Here is a 22096-nt window from a genome sequence, read left to right on the forward strand (position 1 = left end):
CTCTGAGCGGAACAACGCGCTCTTTGCGTCACTTAGGGTGACGCGAAGAGCCCGTTGTCATGCCGTCGGCTCAGAAGAGGGCGCCTTCGGCGCCCTCACCGAAACGCGAACCACCTCGTGCGGCGAGCTGCTCCTTGCGCTTACGGATGGCCTCAGGGGACGGCTGGGGCAGGTCAGGGTGCTTCTCCCTCGCCTTCTTCTCCGTCACTCCCTTGTGCAGGCCGAGGTGAACCTCATCGGCGTACGCCTGGTGGTTCAACTGACGCAGCCGGTCGATGATCTCGGTCCGGGCAAGCAGGCCGATGGTGTAGCGGGTGCCCTGGTCGGTCTCGTGGAAACCGTAGTCGAGCGGGAACGTCTCGTGAATTGGGTCCGCAGGCGGGGTCTGCCCGGTGTCATCAAGGAGATCGCGCCAGCCGTATGCCGCGATAGTTGCCTTGTCGATTTCTTCATGGATTCGACGCAGCTCAACAATGTCTTCGTCGCGACATTGAGGATCATGAAAAAGATTGTAGGTGCCGGTTAGCCCTATGCGGCGCGCACTCATAAGATCACGTCGGTAGGCGTCGAGGTGGATACCCATCTCACGAAGCCGGGCAGTGAGGTTCGGCCGCACAAGGGTTTCGAAAACGTCAGTTGGCGTGTAGCGGAGGCCCGCACCTACACCAATTGTCGAACATCTGTCAACGGTCCACCAATAATGCAGCGAACTGCTGAGCACGGCAAACAATTCGGTGTCCTCGGAGACGAACACGCCAAGCGTGTTGGAAAATACTTGCCCAGTAGGCACCATCGCCGGCATAACGACCTTACTCACCAGCGCAATAACAATGCATCGACTCAAAGGGGCGATGGCGTTAACCATCGACATCTGTTTCTCAGCAAACTGCCACCAGCGCTCACGATACACTTTACGATTGCTCTGGTCTCGCTCCGGCTTCACCTCAGACAAAACCTGACGATAGGCTTTCTCGTAACCCCGAGCCTGACCCAAAGGCCAGTCGCGGAAGTTTATAATCCATCGCTCGGTGCCATGTAGCATATGGGTGTTGACATCCTGACCGTTAAGGAACGGGTACAGAATCTCCCGGTAGCGCGCGTCTTCCGCAATCCATGCGGAAGCCTCGCGCCTGGTAAGGGTAAAGCCCAGCCCTAGGACCACAGATCCCTGAAAGCAGACCCCCCGACTTTCGGAGAGGGGCTCTGCCCAGTTCCGCTCCCGGCTCGCGGGATTCAACGACGTCGAGATGCCGCCGGGCACCGGAAGACCGTTCAACACTGCGACGGCTGGACTAGCAGGGACCGTTCGACTCGTCCATATCGCACAGTATTCAAGAAGGGCAGACCGTGAGGGCCACGGAGCACTTTTGACGGCCCTGCGGATGACCACACCGCGACTCTCCAGTTGGTCAAGACCGACCTCACGCGTGTCACCCTGAGCCAGCGTGTTAGTGGCGATCAGTCCTGTCTGTCCACCCTGGTTCAGTAGAGCATCCGCCCGCAAAATGAAGTAGGCAATGAGATCAGCACTCCCTCGTGTGCCTTGAGCAACATGGTCGACCAAGTACTCTCTATACGCTTCGCCCATTGGACCCGTTAGCTTTTTCCCACCCAGGAAAGGCGGGTTACCCACGATCGCGTCGAACCCACCCCGCCGAGTAAAAACCTCCGGAAACACCAACGGCCAATGCACCGGCCGTCGCTCCAGCGCCCCCTCCGGCAGCTCAGCCCCCAGCCACTCCTCCGCCGTAGTCCGAGCCTCGCGCACCACCTCCGAGTCGTCCTCGACCCCGTCCTCCATGATCCGCTGGACGATCCACGCCGCCTGCGGGAACAAGTCCCGGACCCGCTCCCCGCCGTCCTCCGCGTACCAAGGCACCCGCCCCGAAGCACAAGTACCCAGCGCCGCTCCCGCGATCAGGTCCCCCACCAACCGCAGCCGCCGCGAATGCCGGTTGACCTCCTCCAGCCGTTCCCGCTTCCTCTGGAGCGCCGGCAGGTCCACGCCCTTGATGGATGTGATCGCCAGGCGCTCCCGGGTCAGCTGGTCCACCAACGCACGCGCCTGCTCGGCCAAAATGTCAGCCTGCTGCTCCGGCTTCATGTGGACGCCCTGGATCTGCTCCATGCTGTGCACGCCGAGCAGCGAGTCGCCGCACACCAGCCGGTCGTCCAGGAACGTGAAAGGCCGCCCCGGGTCCATCGACACCAGCCACAGCGACAGCTTGGCCATCTCCACCGCCATGGGGTTGATGTCCACCCCGTACAGGCAGTGCTCGATGATCTGGCGCCGGGCCTCGACGACCACCGGGTCCTGCTCCGCGTCGGCAGCAGTCACCGCCTCGACAGCCCGCCCCGCCCGGTAGACGATCGCGTCCGCGCGGCCCTCGTTCTCCCAGGCCTCGATCAGCCGGTCGCCGAGGTAGCGACAAGCCGCCACCAAGAACGCCGCCGAACCCATCGCTATGTCCGCGACCTTCAGGTCGAGAATCTGCTCGGAGGACTTCAACCGCCACTCCCCCGTGTCCGCCGTCTGGAGCGGGCCCGGCTCGTACACCAGGGGCTCCAGTGCGTGCAGCACGACCTCCTCCGCCAGGAAGCGGGGCGTGTAGTGCGTGCCGGTGTTCTTGCGGAGCGAGGACTCCGTGACGTACAGGGCGCCGTTCGGGATGACTGTCGGCAGGCCCCGCAGGTCGTCGCGGAGGATGCCGGCGAAGGGCAGGAGCCGCTCCGTCAGACCCGCGTGGTCCTTCGTCACCGCGTTCAGGCGGCGACGGGTCTCCGCCGCGGCCTCGGCTCCGGCCGGGGCGAGCTTCTTCTCCAACTGCCCGGCCGTCGCGGGCGGTTTCGGGTCCTTCCACTTCTCGTGGATCGCCTTCGCCAACGTCTTCAGCGAGCCGCCTGACTTCGCCGCCAACGACTCCAGCTCCCGCAGCGGGACTTCGTGCTCCAGGCCCTCGGGGCCGATCAGCCCCACCATGTGCTCGGTCGCGCGGCGGCCGTCGTACGACAGCAGGCCCTCGTAGACGTAGCCGATCTGCTCGACGTCCAGCGCGCGGAAGCTGAGCGTGCGGACCTCTCGGTCCTTGCCCTTGCCGACGCGGACCTCCTGCACCGCCTGAAGCATGTGCAGGACCGTGCGGTCGTCTATCGGGAGGAGCGGGGTGGTGCGCTCCAGCCAGGGGTAGGCGTCGGGGTCGAAGATCGAGCCGTCGTAGGCCGGGAGGTGGAGGCCGGAGCCGGGGTGGTCCACTCCCCCGTGCACCGCGTGGAACAGGGCTATCAGGCGGTGCCAGGCCGACCTGGTGTGCTCCAGCGACGCCTCGCCCTCCTCGTCCGCGCGCGCCTTCAGCTCGTCGCGCAGGAAGCGGGCGGAGTACGACCGGGCGTACACCTCGTTGTCCGCCGGGAGCAGACCGCGTTCCTCGGCGAACAACAGGAACACTATGCGCATCATCACGGCGACCGAGGCGCGGTACACCTCGCCGGCGCTGACACCGGAGGCGTGCAGGCCGGGGGCGCCGTCCTCCATGGCCCGTACGTCGGCGCGGCCGATCGCGTCCACGAGCAATTCCACCGCCTGGCGGACCTGGACGCCCAGCGCCTCGGTGACGTCCTCGCCCGCCGCGAGGCTCTCCTTGAGCAGGCCCACCAGCGTCTCGGGCTCGTCGTACTCGAAGAAGCGGCGGCGGCGCAGCAGCGAGACGAAGGCGCGGACGACGTTGCGTTCGGCGGCCTCGTTCCAGCCGATCGCGTCGAAGACGGCCGTCGTCGTGACGCCGCCGAGCGGGGCCCAGACCAGGCACCACCAGCGGCCGTCGGTGACCAGGCCGAGCGGCACGCCGTGGTGGCGGAGCAGGCGGGCCAGGCGGTCGGCGGGTGCCGCCGCCCAGTCGCCGCCCCCGCCGGCCCGCGCGGTGGGCGCGGTGCCCGCCGGGACCGTCAGGCCGAGCAGCCGCACCCGCTTCGCGGCGGCCTCGGTGCTGGGCTCGGTCGCGAGGTCGGTGCCCGGGTCGACGAGGGCGAAGTCGGGGCGGACCTCGGTGTTGTGCTCGGCGACGCGCAGGGTGAGGCGGTCCAGCCCGTGGTGCTCCGACTCCCCCACGCGGAGCGTCAGCGCGTCGTTCCAGCCCAGCAGGCGGCTCAGGATGTACGCCACCCACTCGTCGCGGCCCGCCGTCGTGTCCGTCTGCCAGTCCGCGTGACGGGCGCGCAGCCGGGCCCGTTCGTCCTTCTCCAGGGCGTCGAGCTGGGGCCAGGCGCGCAGCAGGACGGGCATGGTGAGGAAGGGGCCGGAGACCTCGGTGAGGTCCAGCCACTCCTGGTGCTGGCGGCGGCCGTCGGCGGCCTGGGCCTTGGCTGCGGCTATTCCGGAGCTCGCGGTGCGGCGGGGGCTCATCGGCGGGCCTCCTTTGCGGGAACGACGAAGACGACGGCGGCGGGGAAGAGGTGGGAGCGGGGCTCGCGGTAGCGGGCGGCGATGGCGGCGAGTTCGCGCTCGCGCTCGGCGGGGAGGCCTTCGAGGCGTTCCCGCCAGCGGCGGCGGTCGTCCTCGAACTGGCGGCGCTCGTGGCCGGTCAGCTCGTGGGTGGACAGCAGGGCGAGCTGTTCGCCGTCGCCGTCGCCCTCCTCCTTGAGCTTGGCGCGCAGGGTGGCCTCGAAGCGGTCGAGGGTGGCGGTGATGCGGCGCTCCTCCTCGGCCCGGCGGTCGGCGAGCCGGCTCTCCAGCTGGCGGCCGAGTTCGGTGGCGCGGGCCTCCAGGGAGCGGTAGAGCGGGTCGCGGAGCACCGGCCAGGCCTCGGTGAGTTCCCTGCGCAGGTGCGGGGCGGCCTCGGCGCCCTCGGTGAGGGCCTGGGAGAGGACCCGGCCCTGCTCGTTCACCGACTCCCAGCGGCGGAAGCGGCCGGTGTCGCCGAACCAGCCGCCCGCGTAGAGGACTTCCTCGTGCAGGCGGGTGCCGTCGGTGCCGACGAGGACGTAGCGGGCGTAGGCGGAGACCAGGGTGGTCGTCACCGCCGGGTCGTCGGTCACGACGGCGGTGACGCGGCTGAGGCCGACCGAGTCGGCGTTCCAGACGGCGGCGGTGAGCAGGCGGGTGGAGAGGGCGACGAGGGGGTGCTTGAGGTGGGCGAGGACCGCGTCGTCGCCGGCCTGCGCGGCGACCACCGGGGAGAACGTGAGCGGGCGCTGCTCGCCCTCGCGGAGTTTGTGGGCGAGGCCGCGGGTGGCGCGCTCCCAGCTTCCGGAGAGGGGCTGCACCTCGAAGAGGTCGCCGGGCTCGAAGTGTTCGGCGTGGAAGTCGGAGGGCAGGAGCGGCGGCTGGTGGTCGAGGGCGAGGGCGGTGTCCACGACGCGCTTGACGTTGGCCGGGGTCAGGCCGAGGGCGGTCACGGTGCCCTCGTACTGGTCGGCGAGCCGCTTGGTCTGGGCGGTGACGTTCTGCTCGGGCGCGACCTCGCCGCCGGTGCGGCGGCCTTTGATCGGCTTGGGCTTGGCGTTCTCGATGTCGACGGGGGCGGTGTCGCCGGTCATGCGGCGCTGTACGGCGTCGGCGAGGACGGCGTTGACGGAGCCGAGGTCGTGCTCCATGCGCGCGACCTTCTTGGCGACGCGGGAGAGGAACTCCAGGTCGGCTTCGTAGGAGCCTGCCTGGGCCTGCTGCCAGCCGGAGCCGATGAAGTGGGTGATCTCCGGGTCCCGCTTCTGGCCCCAGCGGTCGATGCGGCCGATGCGCTGTTCGAGCTTGTTGGGGTTGAAGGGTATGTCGTAGTTGATCAGGCGGTGGCAATGGTTCTGGAGGTCGATGCCCTCGCCGGCGGCGTCGGTGGCGAGGAGGATGCGCACCTTGCCCTCGGGCTGGGAGGGGTCGGCCTGGAAGCCGAGGCGGATACGCTCGCGCTCCTCGGCGGACAGGCCGCCGTGGAGGCGTTCGACGCGGCCGCCGTCGGTCAGCTCCTCCTGCTGGAGGAGGTCGTGGAGCCATTCCTGGGTGTCGCGGTACTCGGTGAAGACGACGACCCGCTCGTCGGTCCAGCGCTTGCCGTCGGACGTCCGGCATATCGCCTTGAGCGCGCGTATGAAGGCCTCCGCCTTGGAGTCGGGGGCGGCCTCGTGGGTGAGGGCCCAGCGCTCCATCTCCTGCAGCAGGTCCAGTTCCCGGCCGTCCTCGGCGGGGGTGAGCGAGGTGGAGCGGGTCAGGGCGTCGTCCTCGGCGTCGACGAGGCCGGTGTCGTCGAGGTCGGCGACGAGGTCGGCGAACTCCTCCAGCCACTCGGGGACTTCGGCGGCGGCCGCGCGTCCCTTCGCCGGGCCGGTGTCCTCCAGGTGGGAGAGGTAGACCTGGACGGTGTGCAGGAAGGCGGCCGGGGAGGAAAACAGGCGCTTCTTCAGCAGCAGGGTCACCAGGTCGGCGGCGCGGCGCCCGCCGCGGGCCTTCGGGGTGAGCTTCCTGCGGCGCTGCTCGGCGAACTCCCCGAGCAGGCCGTGGATCTCGCGTTCCTGCGGGGTGTAGTCGACGGCGAGTTCGCGGGTGCGGCGGGTGCGGAAGCGGGGCGTGCCGTCGGCGTTGGTGACGGTGGACTTCAGGCGCCGTACGACGGTGTCCTTCAGGGCTTCCTTGTCGGGGTCGACGCCGCGGGCGAAACGCTGGTCGTCGATGAGTTCGAGCAGGGCCGTGTACGACTCGGGGTAGCCGTTGTGCGGGGTGGCGGAGAGGAACAGCCGGTGTTCGAAGTGCGGGACGAGGCGCCGGATCAGCTTGGTCTGCTGAGAGTCGACGGCGTACACCTGCTTGGGCGCGGCGGGTGCGACGTGGTGGGCCTCGTCGAGGACGAGCAGGTCGAAGAAGCGCTTGTGCTCGCCGTCGGGGCTCTCCTCGGGGGCGCCTATGACCTCGTCGAGGAGGCGCTGGGCCTTCTGGCCGCGCAGCCAGGGCAGGGAGACGATGGTGAGCGGGTGGACGCGGAAGGGGTTCGCGGCGGTGCCGTGGGTGCGGCGCAGGCGGGCGCAGTGCTCGGAGTCGACGATGGTGAACTCCAGGCCGAACTTCTCCGCCATCTCGTCGCGCCACTTGAGGGTCAGGCCCGCCGGGCAGACCACCATGGCGCGGCGGGCCCGGCCGCGCAGCAGGAGTTCCTGCACGACGAGGCCGGCCTCGATGGTCTTGCCGAGGCCGACGTCGTCGGCGAGGAGGAGGTTGACGCGGGGGGCGCCGACGGCGCGGGAGACCGGCTCAAGCTGGTACGGCTCGACGGCGACACCGGAACGGAACGGCGCCTGGGAGGTCTTGGCGTCGGCGGAGGCGACGGCGGACCAGCGGACGGCGTCGAGGAACGCGGCCAGGCGGTTCGGGGGGTCGTAGGCGCCGATGGAGGCGTCGGGGAGGGAGCCGGCGGGCAGGACGCGGCGGCCGGGCTCGACCTCCCAGATGACGGAGAGGGTGTCGCCGAAGCGGCCGTCGGCGACGGACTGGAGGTGGACCAGGGTCGCGCCTCGGCGGTCGTCGTCTCCGTCGCCGGCCGGCGGGGAGGGCTCGACCCGGGCCACCACCCACGACTGTCCGCGGACCTCGACGAGATTGCCTTCCTCGGGGAGCTGTTCGGCCCCCGTCCGCTCGGTCGCACGCTGAACTGCCGACGTCATGGGCGCTGATCCCCTCGGTGTCTCCTGTGCCGTCCGTAGACCGTGATCTGTCTCCCCACCGGAACGGCGCGTCGGAGCGTAACACGGTCCGCCAACTGTGAACAGAGCTCACAGAGTTGGGTTGCGGCTGAACTGCCACTGCTTCAGCCCATCCGCCGCAGCCGCTCCAGCAGCGCCCGGCTGCGCCCGTGCCCGGCGCCGGAAGCGGCCATGACGGCGTCCTCCTCGTCGGCCAGGCGCCGCAGCAGCTCCTCGGCGGCATGTCTTTCTCCGGCGCGGATCAGCAGTACGGCGATCTCGTAGCGGGTGTCCAGCACCGCGGGGTGGCCCGGTCCGAGCAGGCTGCGCTGTTCGGCGAGGACCGACTTCAGCTCGTCCAGGGCCTCCCGGGTACGGCCGAGCGCGCCCACGCACAGGGCGGCTCCGGACCGCGCGGCCAGCGTGCCCGCGCGGTCGAGGCCGGGGGCGGCCATCAACTGCTGGTACTCCTCGAGGGCATGAGCCGGACGGCCGGCCCGGCGCAGGGCCTCGATCTCGGCCAGGCGTGGATGAGGAGGCGCCGACTCGGCGGCGGAAGCCGGACGGGGCGCCCAGGCGGTGAGCAGGGCCGCCACCTCGGCGGCCGAGCCGGGCCGGTCCTCCGGCTTCTTCTCCAGCAGCCGCTCGACCAGGGTCCGCAGGCCGTCGGGCACGTCGGGGCGGCGGTCGGCGAGCGGCGGGACGGGCTCGTTGGCGTGCCGGTGGTACAGCATGAAGGGGCTGCCGTCGGTGAAGGGCGGTGTGCCGCTGAGGAGTTCGTACAGGACGCAGCCCAGCGAGTAGAGGTCGCTCGCGGGCACCGTGCGGCCCACGGCCTGTTCGGGCGCCATGTAGACGACCGTGCCCGGGGTGGCGTTGGAGGCGGTGAAGTGCGTTTCGCCGGGCTGTGGTTCCAGGGCCGCGGCCACCCCGAAGTCCAGGACTTTGATGTCTCCGTCCGGGGTGATCATCAGGTTCGACGGTTTGAGGTCGCGGTGCACGACGCCCTGACCGTGGGCGTAGGAGAGCACTTCGGCTGTGCGGCGGGCGACGTCCGCCGCCTGCTCGGTGCCGAGCGGCCCGTTGTTCTTGAGGACGGCGTCCAGGGCTCGGCCGGGGACGAGATCCATGACCAGGTAGAGCTCGCCTGCGTGGTTGCCGTGGTCGTGGACGGCGGGGACACCCGGGTGGCGCAGGCGGCTGGTCAGGCGGATCTCGCGCAGGAAGCGGCGTTCAAGTGTGCTGGGTTCGGCACCGCGGCCGCGGGTGGCCAGGAGTTTGACGGCCACCTCGCGGTGATGGTCCCGGTCGTACGCCGCCCAGACGACGCCCATGCCGCCCCGGCCCAGTTCGTGCGTGAGCTCGTACCGCCCAAGGCTTCGCCCCATCCCGCCCCGTCCCCAGTCCCGGCGCTCCCCGCGCCCGCCGCCTCCCGGCGGCCGGGGACGTCACGGCACCCGGCCGACGAGATCATTGTGTCACCGGATCACGGCACTTCCAGCCCTTGGGTACCCAGAAAGATGATTCCTACAACCACCCTCCGGGGCGGCCGGGAAGGGGAGCGCGTCTCACAGCGGCATCGGGCCCTGCGGGATCAGGAACGGCCGTCGGGGGTCCTCGGGCACGGTGCGCCTGACGGCCAACGCGGGTCGCGGCTGCGGCAGGTGGGGCGCGAGGGCCGCGTAGACCTCGGTCGCGGAGGAAGGGCGGTCCTCGGGCCGTTTGGCGAGCAGGGCCGTGAGCAGGTTCTGCAAGTCAGCGGGCACGTCCACTCCGGAGTCGGCGACGAGCGGCGGGGGTGAGGCGAGATGGTGGGAGGACAGGAGCGCGGGCTGATGGGTGGGGAAGGGAGTCTCACCCGTGAGCATGTGGTGCAGCAGGCAGCCCACGGCATACAGGTCGCTGCGGCCGTCGAGCCGGTCCCGCCCCGCCAACAGCTCGGGTGAGGCGCAGAAGAGGTTGCCGATGCCCTCGCCGGTGGTCGTCAGCCGCGGGTCCGTGTCGCTGAGCAGCTTGACCAGTCCGAAGTCCAGGATCTTCACGACGCCGTCGCGCCGGATCATGATGTTCTGCGTCTTCAGGTCCCGGTGGACGAGGTCGGCGGCATGGACCGCGGAGAGCCCCGCGCAGAGCTGGGCCGCGACGGCGACTGCGGAGGGCACGTCGAACCGCCCGTCCTCCTGCTGGTCGAAGAGGTACTCGAGAGTGGTGCCCTCGATCAGTTCCATCACCAGGCAGCAGGTGTCGTCCGTGAGCGAGGCGTCGAAGACCGTGGCGACGTTCGCATGGTCCAGGCGTGCGGCTGCCCGCGTCTCCCTGCCGAACCGGGTCAGGGCCGCGTCGCGGCTGCTCGCCACGGCCAGCAGCTCGGTGGCCACGGTCTTGACCGCGACGGGCCGGTCGAGGGGCAGGTCGCGCCCCTGCCACACCTGCCCCATCACGCCATGGCCCAGGACCGACTCCAGCCGATAGCGGCCACCGAGCACCATTCCCGGCGCAAGACCCGGCATCTTCCCCGACCTCCACATCTCCCACACATCATCGTGGAACGTAAGCTCTGTGAACAGAGTCAATGAGCGTAGTAGCCTTCTTGTCATCGGTTGCTGGGGAGCCGACACTCACCCAGCCACCAAGCACCTCGGAGACTGATCGATGAGTACCCTCGACGTCGTACCCGTCAGCCTGGCCGAGATCGCCCGGATCGCCGGCGTCGGGCGAGCCGCCGTGAGCAACTGGCGCCGACGCCACGACTCCTTCCCCACCCGGATCGGGGGCACCGACGTCAGCCCGCAGTTCTCGCTGGCCGAAGTCGAACAGTGGCTGCGGAACAATGGCAAGCTCAGGAACATCGGCGGCAAGGAACTCCTCTGGCCGCGGTTCGAGTTGCTAGGCAGCCGTAACGAGTCTGGGCTGGCCGTGGCCGAGGCCGCCCGCCGGATGCGGTCCTCCAGGGCGCGGATCTCCCATCCCGAGCTCTCTGCGCAAGCTCGTGAGCTGGTGACCGAGGCGGCGAAGCTGGGGCGGGCGGAGGGGCCGCGCGACACCTTCGAGTTCCTGCTGCAACGGTGGCTGGAAACCCATGTCCGGCAGCTCAGCACCACGCCACCACCCCTCGCCGCGCTGATGACCCGGATCGCCCTGACCGTCCGTCTCGGTCCGCAAGACGATGGACTGACCTTGCTCGACCCGGCGTGCGGCACGGGACACCTGGCGGCAGCGGCCGCGCAGGAGTACGAGGGCCCACGTTTCGAGCTGCTCGCGTGCGAGCGTGATCCGGCGCTGGCCGCGCTGGCCTCAGCCCGGCTCGAATTCGTCGCGGACGACCGTCACATCCGTACGCGGATCGTCACGGCCGATGCGCTGCGGGAAGACCCCTTCACCGGAGCCAAGGCCGACGTCGCACTGTGCAACCCGCCGTTCAACGAACGGGACTGGGGATACGAGGAACTCGCCACCGACCAGCGCTGGACCCATGGGCTGCCGCCGCGGACCGAGCCCGAACTGGCCTGGGTGCAGCACCTCCTCTCCCACCTCAAGCCCGGCGGAGTCGCCGTGGTGGTCCTCCCACCCGCGGTCGCGTCACGCAAGGCGGGCCGGCGCATTCGCGGCTCGCTGCTGCGCACCGGAGTGCTTCGAGCGGTGGTGTCCCTGCCTCCGGGCAGTGCCCAACCACACAGCGTGTCGCTGCAGTTGTGGATCCTGCGAGCAGCGGCGGACGGCCCTGCCGCCCCTCCTCCGAGCCAGGACGCCCTCCTGGTGGACGCCACCGGCTTCGCACGACCGGGAACGCGCGAGCCCAGCCCCGACTGGGACACTCTCGGTTCCTTCGTCCTCACCGCGCTGGCAGCCCTCGACCATCCCGACAAGGAGCCACCTGAGAGCGCCGTGCGCGTTCCCTTGCTCGACCTCCTGGACGACGAGGTGGACGTAACCCCGGGACGCTACACCGCTTCGGCGTCCGAACCATCGCCGAAAGAACTGGCCAAGAAGTGGAGCGAGTTCGGATCGTTGCTGACCGATCTGGCCGATCAGGCACAGCATCTGTCCGTACTCGACGTCGAGACCGGCACCCAGCAGACCACGACGACGGTGGGAGACCTGGTCAAGGCGGGCGCGCTGACGCTGCGCGCCGGTCAGCAGCCCGCGGAGAAGACGGCACCTGTCAGCGGGAACGCCGTCCCGCTCCTCACCGTCGCCGACCTGCTGCTCGACGGTGCGCCCAGCGGGCTGCTGGTCACCGGCTCGGGCCATGCCGTCGCCGAGGAGGGCGACGTGGTGGTCGCCGGAGTGATCCGGGCTTTCCGGGCTTGGGTTCATGAAGGGCCACCGGTGGCCCTGGGCCCTCAGCTCTACGCCTTGCGCGTGGATCCCGAGAAGCTGGACGCCCACTTCCTAGCCGGATGTCTGCGTGCACCGGCCAACGGACGCCAGGCAGGCACGCACGCCTCCAGTTCGTCCCGGGTCGACATCAGACGTCTCCAGGTGCTACAGCTCCCCTTGGAAAGACAGGCGGTCTACGCCGAGACGTTTCGCCGCATCAGGGCCTTCGAAGCGCTCGTCGCCAGGGCCGAGAACGCGGGTAGCGGGTTGGTCAGCGACATGAGCGATCGCCTTGCCGCAGGTGGGCTGACCACCTGACTCTCGCCTCCCGGTCGACCGGGCCAGCGGACCCCACTGCGAACCCGCCGAGGCCCCGTGACCTGCTCGGACTTCGCACCTGGGCCGTGCGGCGTACCGTGTGAAGCGCAGTGCCCCGCGGTGGCCGTCACCGCGCCCGCGTCGTCCCGAGACAGGAGCGCCCTCCATGAGACGTCTTCGCCGGCCCGGAGCGGGCCGTTCGGCGGCCCTGCGTGCAGGTGTCCCGCTGGTCAGCGTGCTGCTGGCCGCGGCCGTCTGCGGCGAACCCACCGCACAGGCGCAGGCCGTGCATCCGGTGGCCGGTGCGGTGTCCGCCCCGGCGGCCGCGGCCACCTCCTGCGCCGATCGCGTGTACAACGGCATGACCCAGGCACAGCGGATAGGGCAGCTGTTCATGGGCGGGGTACCCGCGACCGGCGCCAGTGCGGCCGATCTGCGCACGCTCCGTGACCAGCACGTCGGCTCGGTCATGCTGACCGGGCGCAGCAGCGCCGGCACCACGGCCACGCGCCGGGTGGTGGACGGCATCCGCGGTCAGGCGGACACGGTGTCCGGCAAGCGGGTGGGTCTCCTGGTCTCCACCGACCAGGAGGGCGGCCAGGTGCAGGTGCTGAACGGCCCCGGCTTCTCGACCATGCCGAACGCGCTGACCCAGGGCGGCTGGTCCACGTCCACCCTGCGCAGCCGGGCAGCGGGCTGGGCGGGCCAGCTCAAGTCGGCCGGCGTGGACCTCAACCTGGCCCCCGTCGCGGACGTGGTGCCGGCGAGCCTCGGCACGCGCAACCAGCCCATAGGGCGCTACTACCGCGAGTACGGCCACACGCCCGACGTCGTCGCCTCGCACAGCGGGGCGTTCGCGGCCGGGTTCAAGCAGGCCCGCGTGATGACCACGCTCAAGCACTTCCCGGGGCTGGGCCGGGTGACCGGCAACACCGACACCACCGCGAACGTCGTCGACTCGGTGACGACGACCACCAGCTCCTACCTCACGCCGTTCAGGTCCGGGATCCAGGCCGGGTCACCGTTCGTGATGATCTCCTCGGCCACCTACAGCAAGATCGACGCCCGTCACATCGCGGCGTTCTCGCCCACGGTGATCCGCAAGCTGCTGCGCACCCAGCTCGGCTTCAAGGGCGTGGTCATCTCGGACGACCTCGGACAGGCCGTCGCCGTCCGGGCCTACACGCCGGCCCAGCGCGCGGTCGGCTTCCTGTCGGCGGGCGGCGACCTGGTCCTCACCGTGAAGACCTCCATCGTGCCCGCGATGACCCAGGCGGTCGGCTCGCGGATGCGGACGGACGCCGCGTTCCGCGCCGGCGTCGCCGACAGCGTCCACCGCGTCCTCGCCGCGAAGGCGAGCGCCGGGCTGCTGAGCTGCGGCTGAGCAGCCGGACAGCGCGCCGGCCGGGACATCACCGGCCGGCCTGAGCAGTCGTCCTGGCGGGGCCGCCGCGTCGCTCTACCCCGCGCGCGTCCGCCGTGCCACCTCGGGTTCGCGGCGGGCGTCGCCGAGATGCCGGTGCAGCCGCGCGCGTCCGGCGCGCGGACGACGGTCGTCGTCCACCTGCTGCCGGCCCTCCCCGGCGCCCGGCCGGCCGGGCGCTTCGCCGGTCGGCGTGCGCGGGGCGGTGTGGCCGTTGCCGGGGCCCTACCGCCGCGCCTCGGTCCCGAGTTGCGCCAGGCGGGTCAGGGCGGGCAGGGCCGCGGCGATCGCCTGGCGTTCCGCGGGCGTCAGCTGGGCGATCAGCGGGATCAGGTGACGGCCCCGGTCCTCGTGCCGGGCCTGGCCGATCCTGCGGCCGCTCTCGGTGAGGCGGATGAGGGCGGCGCGTCCGTCCGCCGGGTCGGGGCGGCGTTCCACGAGACCGTCGCGCTCCAGCCGGGTGACCAGCTGGGTCAGCCCCGGCTGGCTGATCTGCTCGGTTCTGGCCAGTTCGGTCAGCCGTTTCGGACCGCTGGAGGCCAGCGTGTCCAGCACGGACAGTGTCGTGAAGGACAGCTTCTGCACCGCGGGAAGCCGGATGTAGTAGCGGTTGAAGTTCTCGATCGCCCTGGTGAGGTCACCGACGTCCAAGTCGGTGTCCGTGTCGGCACGCTGAGTAGAAGTCACGCTGGAAATGTATCGCAGACTTATATAAGCTCCTGATCGATCGCGTGCCGGCGCCTCATCCGGGCGCACGGTTTGCATTGCACCTCGGCGCAACGGTGCGTCATATGGACTTGTAGAGCGCTAGGTGAGGAGCACACCAATGACTGTGCGAATCGGTATCAACGGCTTCGGGCGCATCGGCCGCAACGTCTTCCGCGCGGCGGCCGGGCGGACCTCGGAGCTGGAGATCGTCGCCGTCAACGACCTGGGCGACGTGCCCACGATGGCCCACCTGCTCGCTTACGACTCGATTCTGGGCCGCTTCCCCGAGGAGATCACCGCCGAGCCGGGCGCGATCCGCGTGGGTGACCGGACGATCAAGGTCCTCGCCGAGCGCGACCCCGGCGCCCTGCCCTGGGGCGACCTGGGCGTGGACATCGTGATCGAGTCCACCGGCATCTTCACCGACGCCGCGAAGGCGCGCGCACACGTCGACGGCGGAGCCAAGAAGGTCATCATCGCCGCTCCGGGCAGCGGCGAGGACATCACGCTGGTGATGGGAGTGAACGACGGCGACTACGACCCCGAGCGCCACACCATCATCTCCAACGCCTCATGTACGACCAACTGTCTCGGCGTACTGGCCAAGGTGCTGCACGACGCGGTCGGTATCGACTCCGGCATGATGACCACGGTCCACGCCTACACGCAGGACCAGAACCTCCAGGACGCCCCGCACAAGGACCTGCGCCGGGCCCGGGCCGCGGCCCTGAACATCGTGCCCACCTCCAGCGGCGCCGCCAAGGCCATCGGCCTGGTCCTGCCCGAACTCGCCGGCCGGCTGGACGCGTTCGCCCTGCGGGTGCCCGTGCCCACCGGCTCGGTCACCGACCTCACGGTCACCACCCGCCGCGGCACCACCGTGGACGAGGTGAAGGAGGCGTACGCGGCCGCGGCCTCGGGACCGTACAAGGGCCTGCTCTCCTACGTGGACGCGCCGCTGGTCAGCACCGACATCGTGGGCGACCCGGCCTCCTGTGTCTTCGACGCCGGGCTCACCCGGGTGTCCGGCCCGCAGGTCAAGGTCGTCGGCTGGTACGACAACGAGTGGGGCTACTCGAACCGCCTCATCGACCTGTCACTGCTCGTCGGGTCGTCCTTGTGATGGCTCGGTAGTCTCCCGCCGATCCGGCGTCTGCCCCACCCGCACGTCAGCAGCGGTCGTCCGTCGAAGCGGCGGCCGCCGCTTCGGCGCGCCCGTGCACCGGCGCGCAGCGCACCCGGCGTCACCGATGCCGTCGGCGTGCCCGGATGTCCGACGAATCCCCTGCGCGACGCCACGAGGACTGACCACATGAAGGAACTTCCGCAGTTACCGTTCGACAACCCCGACATACTCGGCATCGCACCCCAGATGCGCGCACTGCAGCGGCAGGGGCCGATCACCAGGGTGCAGGCCGCCGGTGAGGACGCCTGGCTGGTCACCCGTTACGACGAGGTCAAGGCGCTGCTCGCCGACCGGCGGCTCTCGCTCAGCAATCCCAACCCGCAGCCGTCGGCCAAGAGCGCGGCGAGGGCCTTCATGGTCGCGCTGATGGCCGGGGACGACCACGAGACCGAGGCCGTCAGGCACGCGCGGATGCGCGCGCTGCTCGTGCCCCGGTTCACCACGCGCCGCATGCGTCTGATGAAGACCCGGATCGAGCACCATGTGGACGAGCTGCTCGACAAGTTGGCCGCCAGTGCTCCGCCGGTCGACCTGCACCGCGCGCTGTCGTTCCCGTTGCCGACCATGACGGTCTGCGACCTGCTCGGCGTGCCGCTGGCCGACCGGGAGCGGTTCGGGCAGTGGGCGAGAGGCACGTTCGACCAGAGCGACAACCAGCACTCGGCGAACACCTTCCAGCAGGTCGTCGACTACACGACGGAACTGGTGGCGCGCAAGCGGATCGAGCCGGGCGACGACATCCTGTCCGAGCTGATCGCCGCGGAGGACGGCGCACTGTCCGACGCGGAGATCGCCCAGTTGGGCAACGCCGTGCTGCTGTTCGGCTACGAGACCACCATCGTGCGCATCGACCTGGGCACCCTGCTCCTGCTGCGCAACCCGGACCAGCGTGCCCTGCTGGCCGAGAAGCCCGAACTCGCGCCGGCCGCGGTCGAGGAGATCCTGCGCCTCGGCGTCGGCGGCAAGGGGTCCAACGCGCTGATACCCCGCTACGCGCACAGCGACATCACCGTCGGCGAGACGGTGATCCGGACCGGGGACGCGGTGATGCTGGCCATCGGCGCGGCCAACTACGACGGCCGGGCGTATCCCGACGGCGACCTGTTCGACCTGACCCGGGACAAGCCCAAGTCCCACCTGGCGTTCGGGCACGGCGCCCGGCACTGCATCGGCCGCACGCTGGCCCGGATCGAGCTGACCGCGGTGTTCGAGCGGCTGTTCCGCAGACTCCCCGATCTGCGGCTCGCCGTACCCGAGGAGTCGCTGCACTGGCAGGAGCACCGCATCACCGGCGGGTTCGACGAGATTCCCGTCACCTTCTGAGTGGCGTCGCACGAGCGAAAAGATCCGACGCTCCTTCCCCCACGCACAGTCACGAGGACAAGGAACCATGACGGACACCTTCAGCGACTACGTCGACTGCACGCCCCTGCTCGACGACCGCGCGGCCCTCGACCGGTTCTACGACGAGCACGGCTACGTCTACCTGCGCGGCGCCCTGGACCGCGAACTCGTGCGGACCGCCGCCGAGCAGATGCTCGAGGGCCTGATCGCACTCGGCCACGCCACCCCCGGCACCACGCTCGACACCCTTGCCATCGAGTCCTTCGAGGCCGTCGACGAGGTCGCGATGCACGACTACGTCAAGTACGACGAGCTGTGGAACCACCCCACGACCGTCAAGGTCTGGGAGAAGGTCTTCGGCGAGCCCGTCTTCGTCTTCAAGTCGACGACGATCCGCTACTACCCCTCCGCCGCGGGCGCCGCGGCGCCGAGCTTCCTGACGCCGCTGCACCAGGACGGCTTCTACATAGGCCCGAACAAGGACTTCCGCACCGCCTGGATACCGCTGCTCCCGACGACCCTCGACATAGGCGGCGTCGCCCTCGCCGACGGCAGCCACCGGAAGGGCCCGCGCGAGCACGTCGTCACCGAGGACTTCCGCCGCTTCGGGCACCCCGTGCGCGGTATCCCGGCACAGGAGTTCGGCGCGGACGAGCAGTTGCTGTTCTCACCCATGGAACCGGGCGACGTGCTCCTCTTCCACGCGTTCATGTGCCACAAGTCCCTCCCGAACGTCTCGGTGCACCCGGCCGGCATGCGGATGTCGATGGACACGCGCGTCCAGCCCGCCGCCTCGCACCGCGGGTTCAACGCCCTGACGCCCTGGACGGAGTCCGCGAAGGACGCCTCCAAGGGGATCATGTCGAAGATCACCGGCACTCCCACCACCACCGAGTGACCTCGTGACCTCGTCACCCCCGCACCCGCCCCAACCGTCCCCCACGAACGCCCGGGTAGGCAGCTCATGACGAAACGCGAGGGCCTCCCCCCTCTGCAGCGGCCCCACGCGACACCGGAGCCCTCGGCCGGCACGAAACCGGCCGCCGCCGGGCTCAGCGGCCTCGCTCTCGTGGTGGTGCTCACCGGATACGCCCTGTCCATCGTGGACGCCTCCATCGTCAACGTGGCACTGACCCCGATCAGTGACGACCTCCACGGCGGCGCCGCCGCACTGGAACTGGTGGTGTCCGGCTACGGCCTGACCTACGCCCTCGGCCTGGTGCTGGGCGGGCGGCTGGGCGACGCCTTCGGCAGACGGCGCCTGTACGCCTACGGGCTCGCGGCGTTCACCGTCACCTCGGCGCTGTGCGGACTCGCCCCGACCATCGAGTTCCTCGTCGCGGCCCGGCTGCTGCAGGGCGCCGGCGCGGCCATGCTCGTACCGCAGGTGCTGGCGACGATCCAGGCGGCCACCGAGGGCCAGGCGCGCGCCCGCGCGATCGGCATGTACGGCGCGACCGCGGCCCTCGGCATGGTCACCGGGCAGATCCTGGGCGGGCTGCTGGTCTCGCTGGACGTCGCCGGGATGGGCTGGCGGTCGGTCTTCGCGATCAACGTGCCGATCGGAGTGGCCGCGCTGCTGGCCGTCCGGCGCGTCCCCGCGACCAGGGCCGACGCGAAGCCGGGCTTCGACCCGGTGGGCACCGTGCTGTTCGGTCTGACCGTGGTCTGTGTCCTGGCCGTGGTCGTGGCGGGCCCGGACCTGGGCTGGCCGCTGTGGCTGTGGGCGCTGCTCGTGGTGGCCGCGGTGGGGGCGGTGGCGCTGGTGCGGGCCGAACGCGGGCTGGAGGCGCGGGGCGGCTCACCGCTGCTGTCCCCGACGGTGCTGTCCCATCAGGGGATGCGCAGAGGGCTGGCCGCGATGGTGCCGTTCTCGGCCGGCTTCGGCGCCTTCCTGTTCGTCTACGCGCTGGTCGCGCAGGGTCACTTCGGCTTCGACGGGCTCGCCTCCGGCGCCGTGCTGACGCCGTTCGCCGCGGCGTTCTTCGCGGTGACGCTGTTCACCCCGAAGATCGCGGCGGCCCTGGGCGGCCGGATCGTCACCCTGGGAGCCCTCGTCCAGGGCGCGGGCGTGCTGCTGCTGGCGCTGGTGATCCGGCTGGGCTGGCCGCACCCCTCCCTGGCGCTCGTGCTCGTGGGGATCGGCCTCTTCGGCGTGGGCGCGGCACTGACCGGCCCGACGCTGTTCCGGATGATCCTCGCCGACGTGCCCCCCGCGCAGGCCGGCATGGGCAGCGGTGTGCTGGTGACCAGCCAGCAGATGGCGACCGCGCTGGGCGCGACCGTCGGCGGGACCCTCTACGTCTCCGTGTCCGGCTGGCTGTCGACGGTGTCGGCGGCCGTGCTCGTCCTCGCCCTGCTGGGGTGCTTCACGGTGACCGTTCTCGTGATCAGCCTGAAACTCCCCGACCCCCGCTGACACCCGCGTCCCGCGATCTGATTCCGACCTTCCCCGTGGCAACGGCGCGCGGCCCTCAGGCGTACCCGCGCGCAGAAGCGGAGACAGCGAAGTGCACTCAACGACACAGGCAGCCGTGGTGACCGGCGCGGCCAGTGGCATCGGCCTCGCCCTCAGCGCCCGCTTCGCGCGGGCCGGCGCCGGCGTGGTCATGGCGGACGTCGACGGCGACGCGCTGCACCGCCGGGCCGCCGAACTCACCGCACAGGGCGCCCGGGTCACCGCGGTGACCGCCGACCTGACCGATCCGGACGCCGTCGGCCGGCTCGCGGACACGGCGTTCGACGCGCTCGGCGACATCGACGTGGTGTGCAACAACGCCGGGGTCCTCGGCCCCGTGGGACAGCCCCTGTGGGAGGTGCCGCTGGAGCGGATGCGGCAGGTCTTCGAGGTGAACCACTGGGCGCACGTCCTGGTGGCCCGCGCCTTCGTCCCCCGGCTGCTGGAGCGCGGCCGGCCCGCGCATCTGATCCACACCGCCTCGATGTCCGCCTTCGTCGTGGGCGCCGGCAGCGCCGCCTACGCCGCCTCCAAGCACGCCGACCTCGCGGTCGCCCGCAGTCTGCGCGCCGATCTGCGGGGCACCGGCGTCCGGGTGTCGGTGCTGTGTCCCGGCCGGGTCGACACCCCCATGGTCGAGGGCCTGACGGCCCCGCGCGGCGCGGGCGGCGACACCACGGTGAGCGCCGAGGACGTCGCCGGACTCGTGTGGGACGCCCTCGGGTCCGACCGCTTCTACCTCTTCAGCAACGCCGACGCCCCGCGGCGGCTGCGCGATCAGTTCGACGACGTATGGCGTCATGTTCCCCTTCCGCCCCCTTCCCCCGAGGAGGAGCTGTGGCCCGCGCCGAAGGCGACGACCGTAGCGACGAAGCACTGACCATCGACCTGGAGGCGGTGAGGGAGAAGTACCGTCAGGAACGCGACAAGCGCAGCACCGGCCGCACCTACCAGTTCGCGCGCGGTGACTTCAGCCGCTACGCGCGCGACCCCTACACCGAGCGGCGGGAGCGCGAGCCGCTCACCGACGAGGTGGACGTCGCCGTCGTCGGCGCCGGCATCGGCGGTCTGCTGACCGGCGCCCACTTACGCAAGGAGACCGGCCTGGAGCGCATCCGGCTGATCGACGAGGCCGGCGACGTCGGCGGCACCTGGTACTGGAACCGCTTCCCCGGCGTCCGGTGCGACGTCGAGAGCTACATCTACATGCCGCTGCTGGAAGAGATCGGCACGATCCCCACCGAGAAGTACTCCACCGGGCCCGAGATCTTCGCCCACCTCCAGAAGATAGCCCGCAGGTACGACCTGTACCGCGACGCCCTCTTCCAGACCACCGTCACCGAGCTGCGCTGGGACGAGGCCGCCGCGAGGTGGCTGGTGGGCACCGACCGCGGGGACCTGTTCCGGGCCCGGTACGTGGCCATGTCGATCGGCCTGATGCACCGGCCCAAACTCCCCGCGCTGCCGGGCCTGGACTCGTTCGCCGGGCACTCCTTCCACACCAGCCGCTGGGACTTCGACTACACCGGCGGCGACAGCACCGGCGGCCTGACCAAGCTGACGGACAAGAAGGTCGGCGTCATCGGCACCGGCTCGACGACCGTCCAGCTCGCGCCGCACCTCGCCGAGTGGGCCGAGCAGCTCGTCCTCTTCCAGCGCACCCCGGCGGCCGTCGACGTCCGCGGCAACCGGCCCACCCCGCCCGGCTGGGCGGACGGCCTGGAACCGGGCTGGCAGCAGCGCCGGATGGAGAACTTCCACGCGCTGACCTCCGGCGTCCCGCAGGACGAGGACCTGGTGCAGGACCGCTGGACGCAGACCACGGCCAAGCTGGCCGCCGCGATCCTGCCCACCGGCGACCGAGGGGGCGACCCGAAGGAGCGGGCACTCGCGGCCGAACGAGCGGACTTCCTCAAGATGGAGGAGCTGCGCGCCCGTATCGACAGCGTCGTCACCGACCCCGCGACCGCCGCCGCCCTCAAGCCGTACTACCGCGTGTACTGCAAGCGGCCCTGCTTCCACGACGGCTACCTCCAGACCTTCAACCGGCCCAACGTGACCCTGGTCGACACCCAGGGGCGGGGCGTGGAGCGGCTCACCCCGGCCGGCGTGGTCGCGAACGGCCGGGAGTACCCGGTCGACTGCCTGGTCTTCGCCACCGGCTACGAGCACGAGTTCGCCGTCCCCTACACCGACCGCGCCGGCTACGACATCGTCGGCCGCGGCGGCGTGAAGCTGTCGGAGAAGTGGGCGGACGGAGCGCGCACCCTGCACGGACTGCAGGTGAACGGCTTCCCCAACTGCTTCATCCTGTCCAAGGTCCAGGCCGGCCGGCACGTCAACATCGCCTACATGCTGGGCGAGCAGACCCGGCACCTCGCGCACATCGTCAGGTGCGTCGAGGAGAGCGGCCACCAGGTCGTGGAGGCGTCCGAGGCCGGCGAGAAGGAATGGGTCGAGGAGATCCTCCGGCTCGCCAGCAACGACCTCGACTTCCTCGAGAACTGCACGCCCGGCCTCTACAACAACGAGGGCGACCCGGGCGGACTGCCCCTGCTCAACTCCAGCTACGGCGGCGGTTCAGTGGAGTTCGTGAACATCCTCAGGCGCTGGCGAGAGGCGGGCGACCTCGCCGGCCTCGAACTGCGCTGACCCCCCACCCTTCTGCGAAAGGAGGCAA

At 70.5% G+C, this 22096-nt stretch carries 13 protein-coding genes; 8 read left to right on the top strand and 5 right to left on the bottom strand.

Annotated features, from left to right (window positions below; translation table 11 throughout):
- Positions 1-70: 70 nt before the first annotated feature.
- The 4 genes from AQJ66_RS06235 to AQJ66_RS06250 all read right to left on the bottom strand — a co-directional run bounded on the left by AQJ66_RS06235 (position 71) and on the right by AQJ66_RS06250 (position 10169).
- Positions 71-4399 (bottom strand): Eco57I restriction-modification methylase domain-containing protein, encoded by a 4329-nt coding sequence (locus AQJ66_RS06235; protein WP_061917768.1) that lies wholly within the window; start codon positions 4397-4399, stop codon positions 71-73.
- A complete protein-coding gene (drmD, locus tag AQJ66_RS06240; protein WP_061917771.1) occupies positions 4396-7641 on the bottom strand; it encodes a DISARM system SNF2-like helicase DrmD in 3246 nt (1081 codons plus the stop codon). Before drmD ends, AQJ66_RS06235 begins: the two co-directional genes overlap by 4 nt.
- Positions 7642-7784: 143 nt before the next feature.
- Positions 7785-9047: a serine/threonine-protein kinase gene (locus AQJ66_RS06245; protein ID WP_061917774.1), complete on the bottom strand. Its 1263-nt coding sequence runs from the start codon at positions 9045-9047 to the stop codon at positions 7785-7787.
- A 180-nt stretch (positions 9048-9227) separates the two neighbouring features.
- On the bottom strand, positions 9228-10169 hold the full coding sequence (locus AQJ66_RS06250) for a serine/threonine-protein kinase (RefSeq protein ID WP_167359147.1): 942 nt from the start codon (positions 10167-10169) through the stop codon (positions 9228-9230).
- Between the two features lie 142 nt (positions 10170-10311).
- Here AQJ66_RS06250 and AQJ66_RS06255 point away from each other — a divergent pair, with 142 nt between their 5' ends.
- Both AQJ66_RS06255 and AQJ66_RS06260 read left to right on the top strand, forming a co-directional pair.
- Positions 10312-12297 (top strand): N-6 DNA methylase, encoded by a 1986-nt coding sequence (locus AQJ66_RS06255; RefSeq protein ID WP_061917776.1) that lies wholly within the window; start codon positions 10312-10314, stop codon positions 12295-12297.
- Positions 12298-12463: 166 nt separating this feature from the next.
- Entirely contained in the window at positions 12464-13681 is a 1218-nt protein-coding gene (locus AQJ66_RS06260; protein WP_061917778.1) for a glycoside hydrolase family 3 N-terminal domain-containing protein, read from the top strand.
- A 264-nt stretch (positions 13682-13945) separates the two neighbouring features.
- On the opposite strand, the gene AQJ66_RS06265 is transcribed toward AQJ66_RS06260, so the two are convergent.
- Entirely contained in the window at positions 13946-14407 is a 462-nt protein-coding gene (locus tag AQJ66_RS06265) for a MarR family winged helix-turn-helix transcriptional regulator (protein ID WP_061917781.1), read from the bottom strand.
- Between the two features lie 139 nt (positions 14408-14546).
- On the opposite strand from AQJ66_RS06265, the gene gap reads away from it, so the two are divergent.
- The 6 genes from gap to ptlE all read left to right on the top strand — a co-directional run bounded on the left by gap (position 14547) and on the right by ptlE (position 22068).
- On the top strand, positions 14547-15551 hold the full coding sequence (gap, locus tag AQJ66_RS06270; protein WP_061917784.1) for a type I glyceraldehyde-3-phosphate dehydrogenase: 1005 nt from the start codon (positions 14547-14549) through the stop codon (positions 15549-15551).
- A 189-nt stretch (positions 15552-15740) separates the two neighbouring features.
- A complete protein-coding gene (penM, locus tag AQJ66_RS06275) occupies positions 15741-16937 on the top strand; it encodes a pentalenolactone synthase (RefSeq protein WP_061917787.1) in 1197 nt (398 codons plus the stop codon).
- A gap of 67 nt (positions 16938-17004) precedes the next feature.
- Positions 17005-17856, top strand: coding sequence for a 1-deoxypentalenic acid 11-beta-hydroxylase (gene ptlH / locus AQJ66_RS06280; protein ID WP_061917789.1), 852 nt, complete (start codon positions 17005-17007; stop codon positions 17854-17856).
- Positions 17857-17922: 66 nt separating this feature from the next.
- A complete protein-coding gene (locus AQJ66_RS06285) occupies positions 17923-19377 on the top strand; it encodes an MFS transporter (RefSeq protein WP_061917792.1) in 1455 nt (484 codons plus the stop codon).
- Between the two features lie 91 nt (positions 19378-19468).
- A complete protein-coding gene (gene ptlF / locus AQJ66_RS06290; protein ID WP_061917795.1) occupies positions 19469-20296 on the top strand; it encodes a 1-deoxy-11-beta-hydroxypentalenate dehydrogenase in 828 nt (275 codons plus the stop codon).
- 17 nt (positions 20297-20313) lie between these two features.
- Positions 20314-22068, top strand: coding sequence for a neopentalenolactone/pentalenolactone D synthase (gene ptlE, locus AQJ66_RS06295; RefSeq protein ID WP_079060117.1), 1755 nt, complete (start codon positions 20314-20316; stop codon positions 22066-22068).
- Positions 22069-22096: the final 28 nt, after the last annotated feature.

The organism is Streptomyces bungoensis (assembly GCF_001514215.1).
In the GTDB taxonomy this organism is placed as follows: Bacteria; Actinomycetota; Actinomycetes; order Streptomycetales; family Streptomycetaceae; genus Streptomyces; species Streptomyces bungoensis.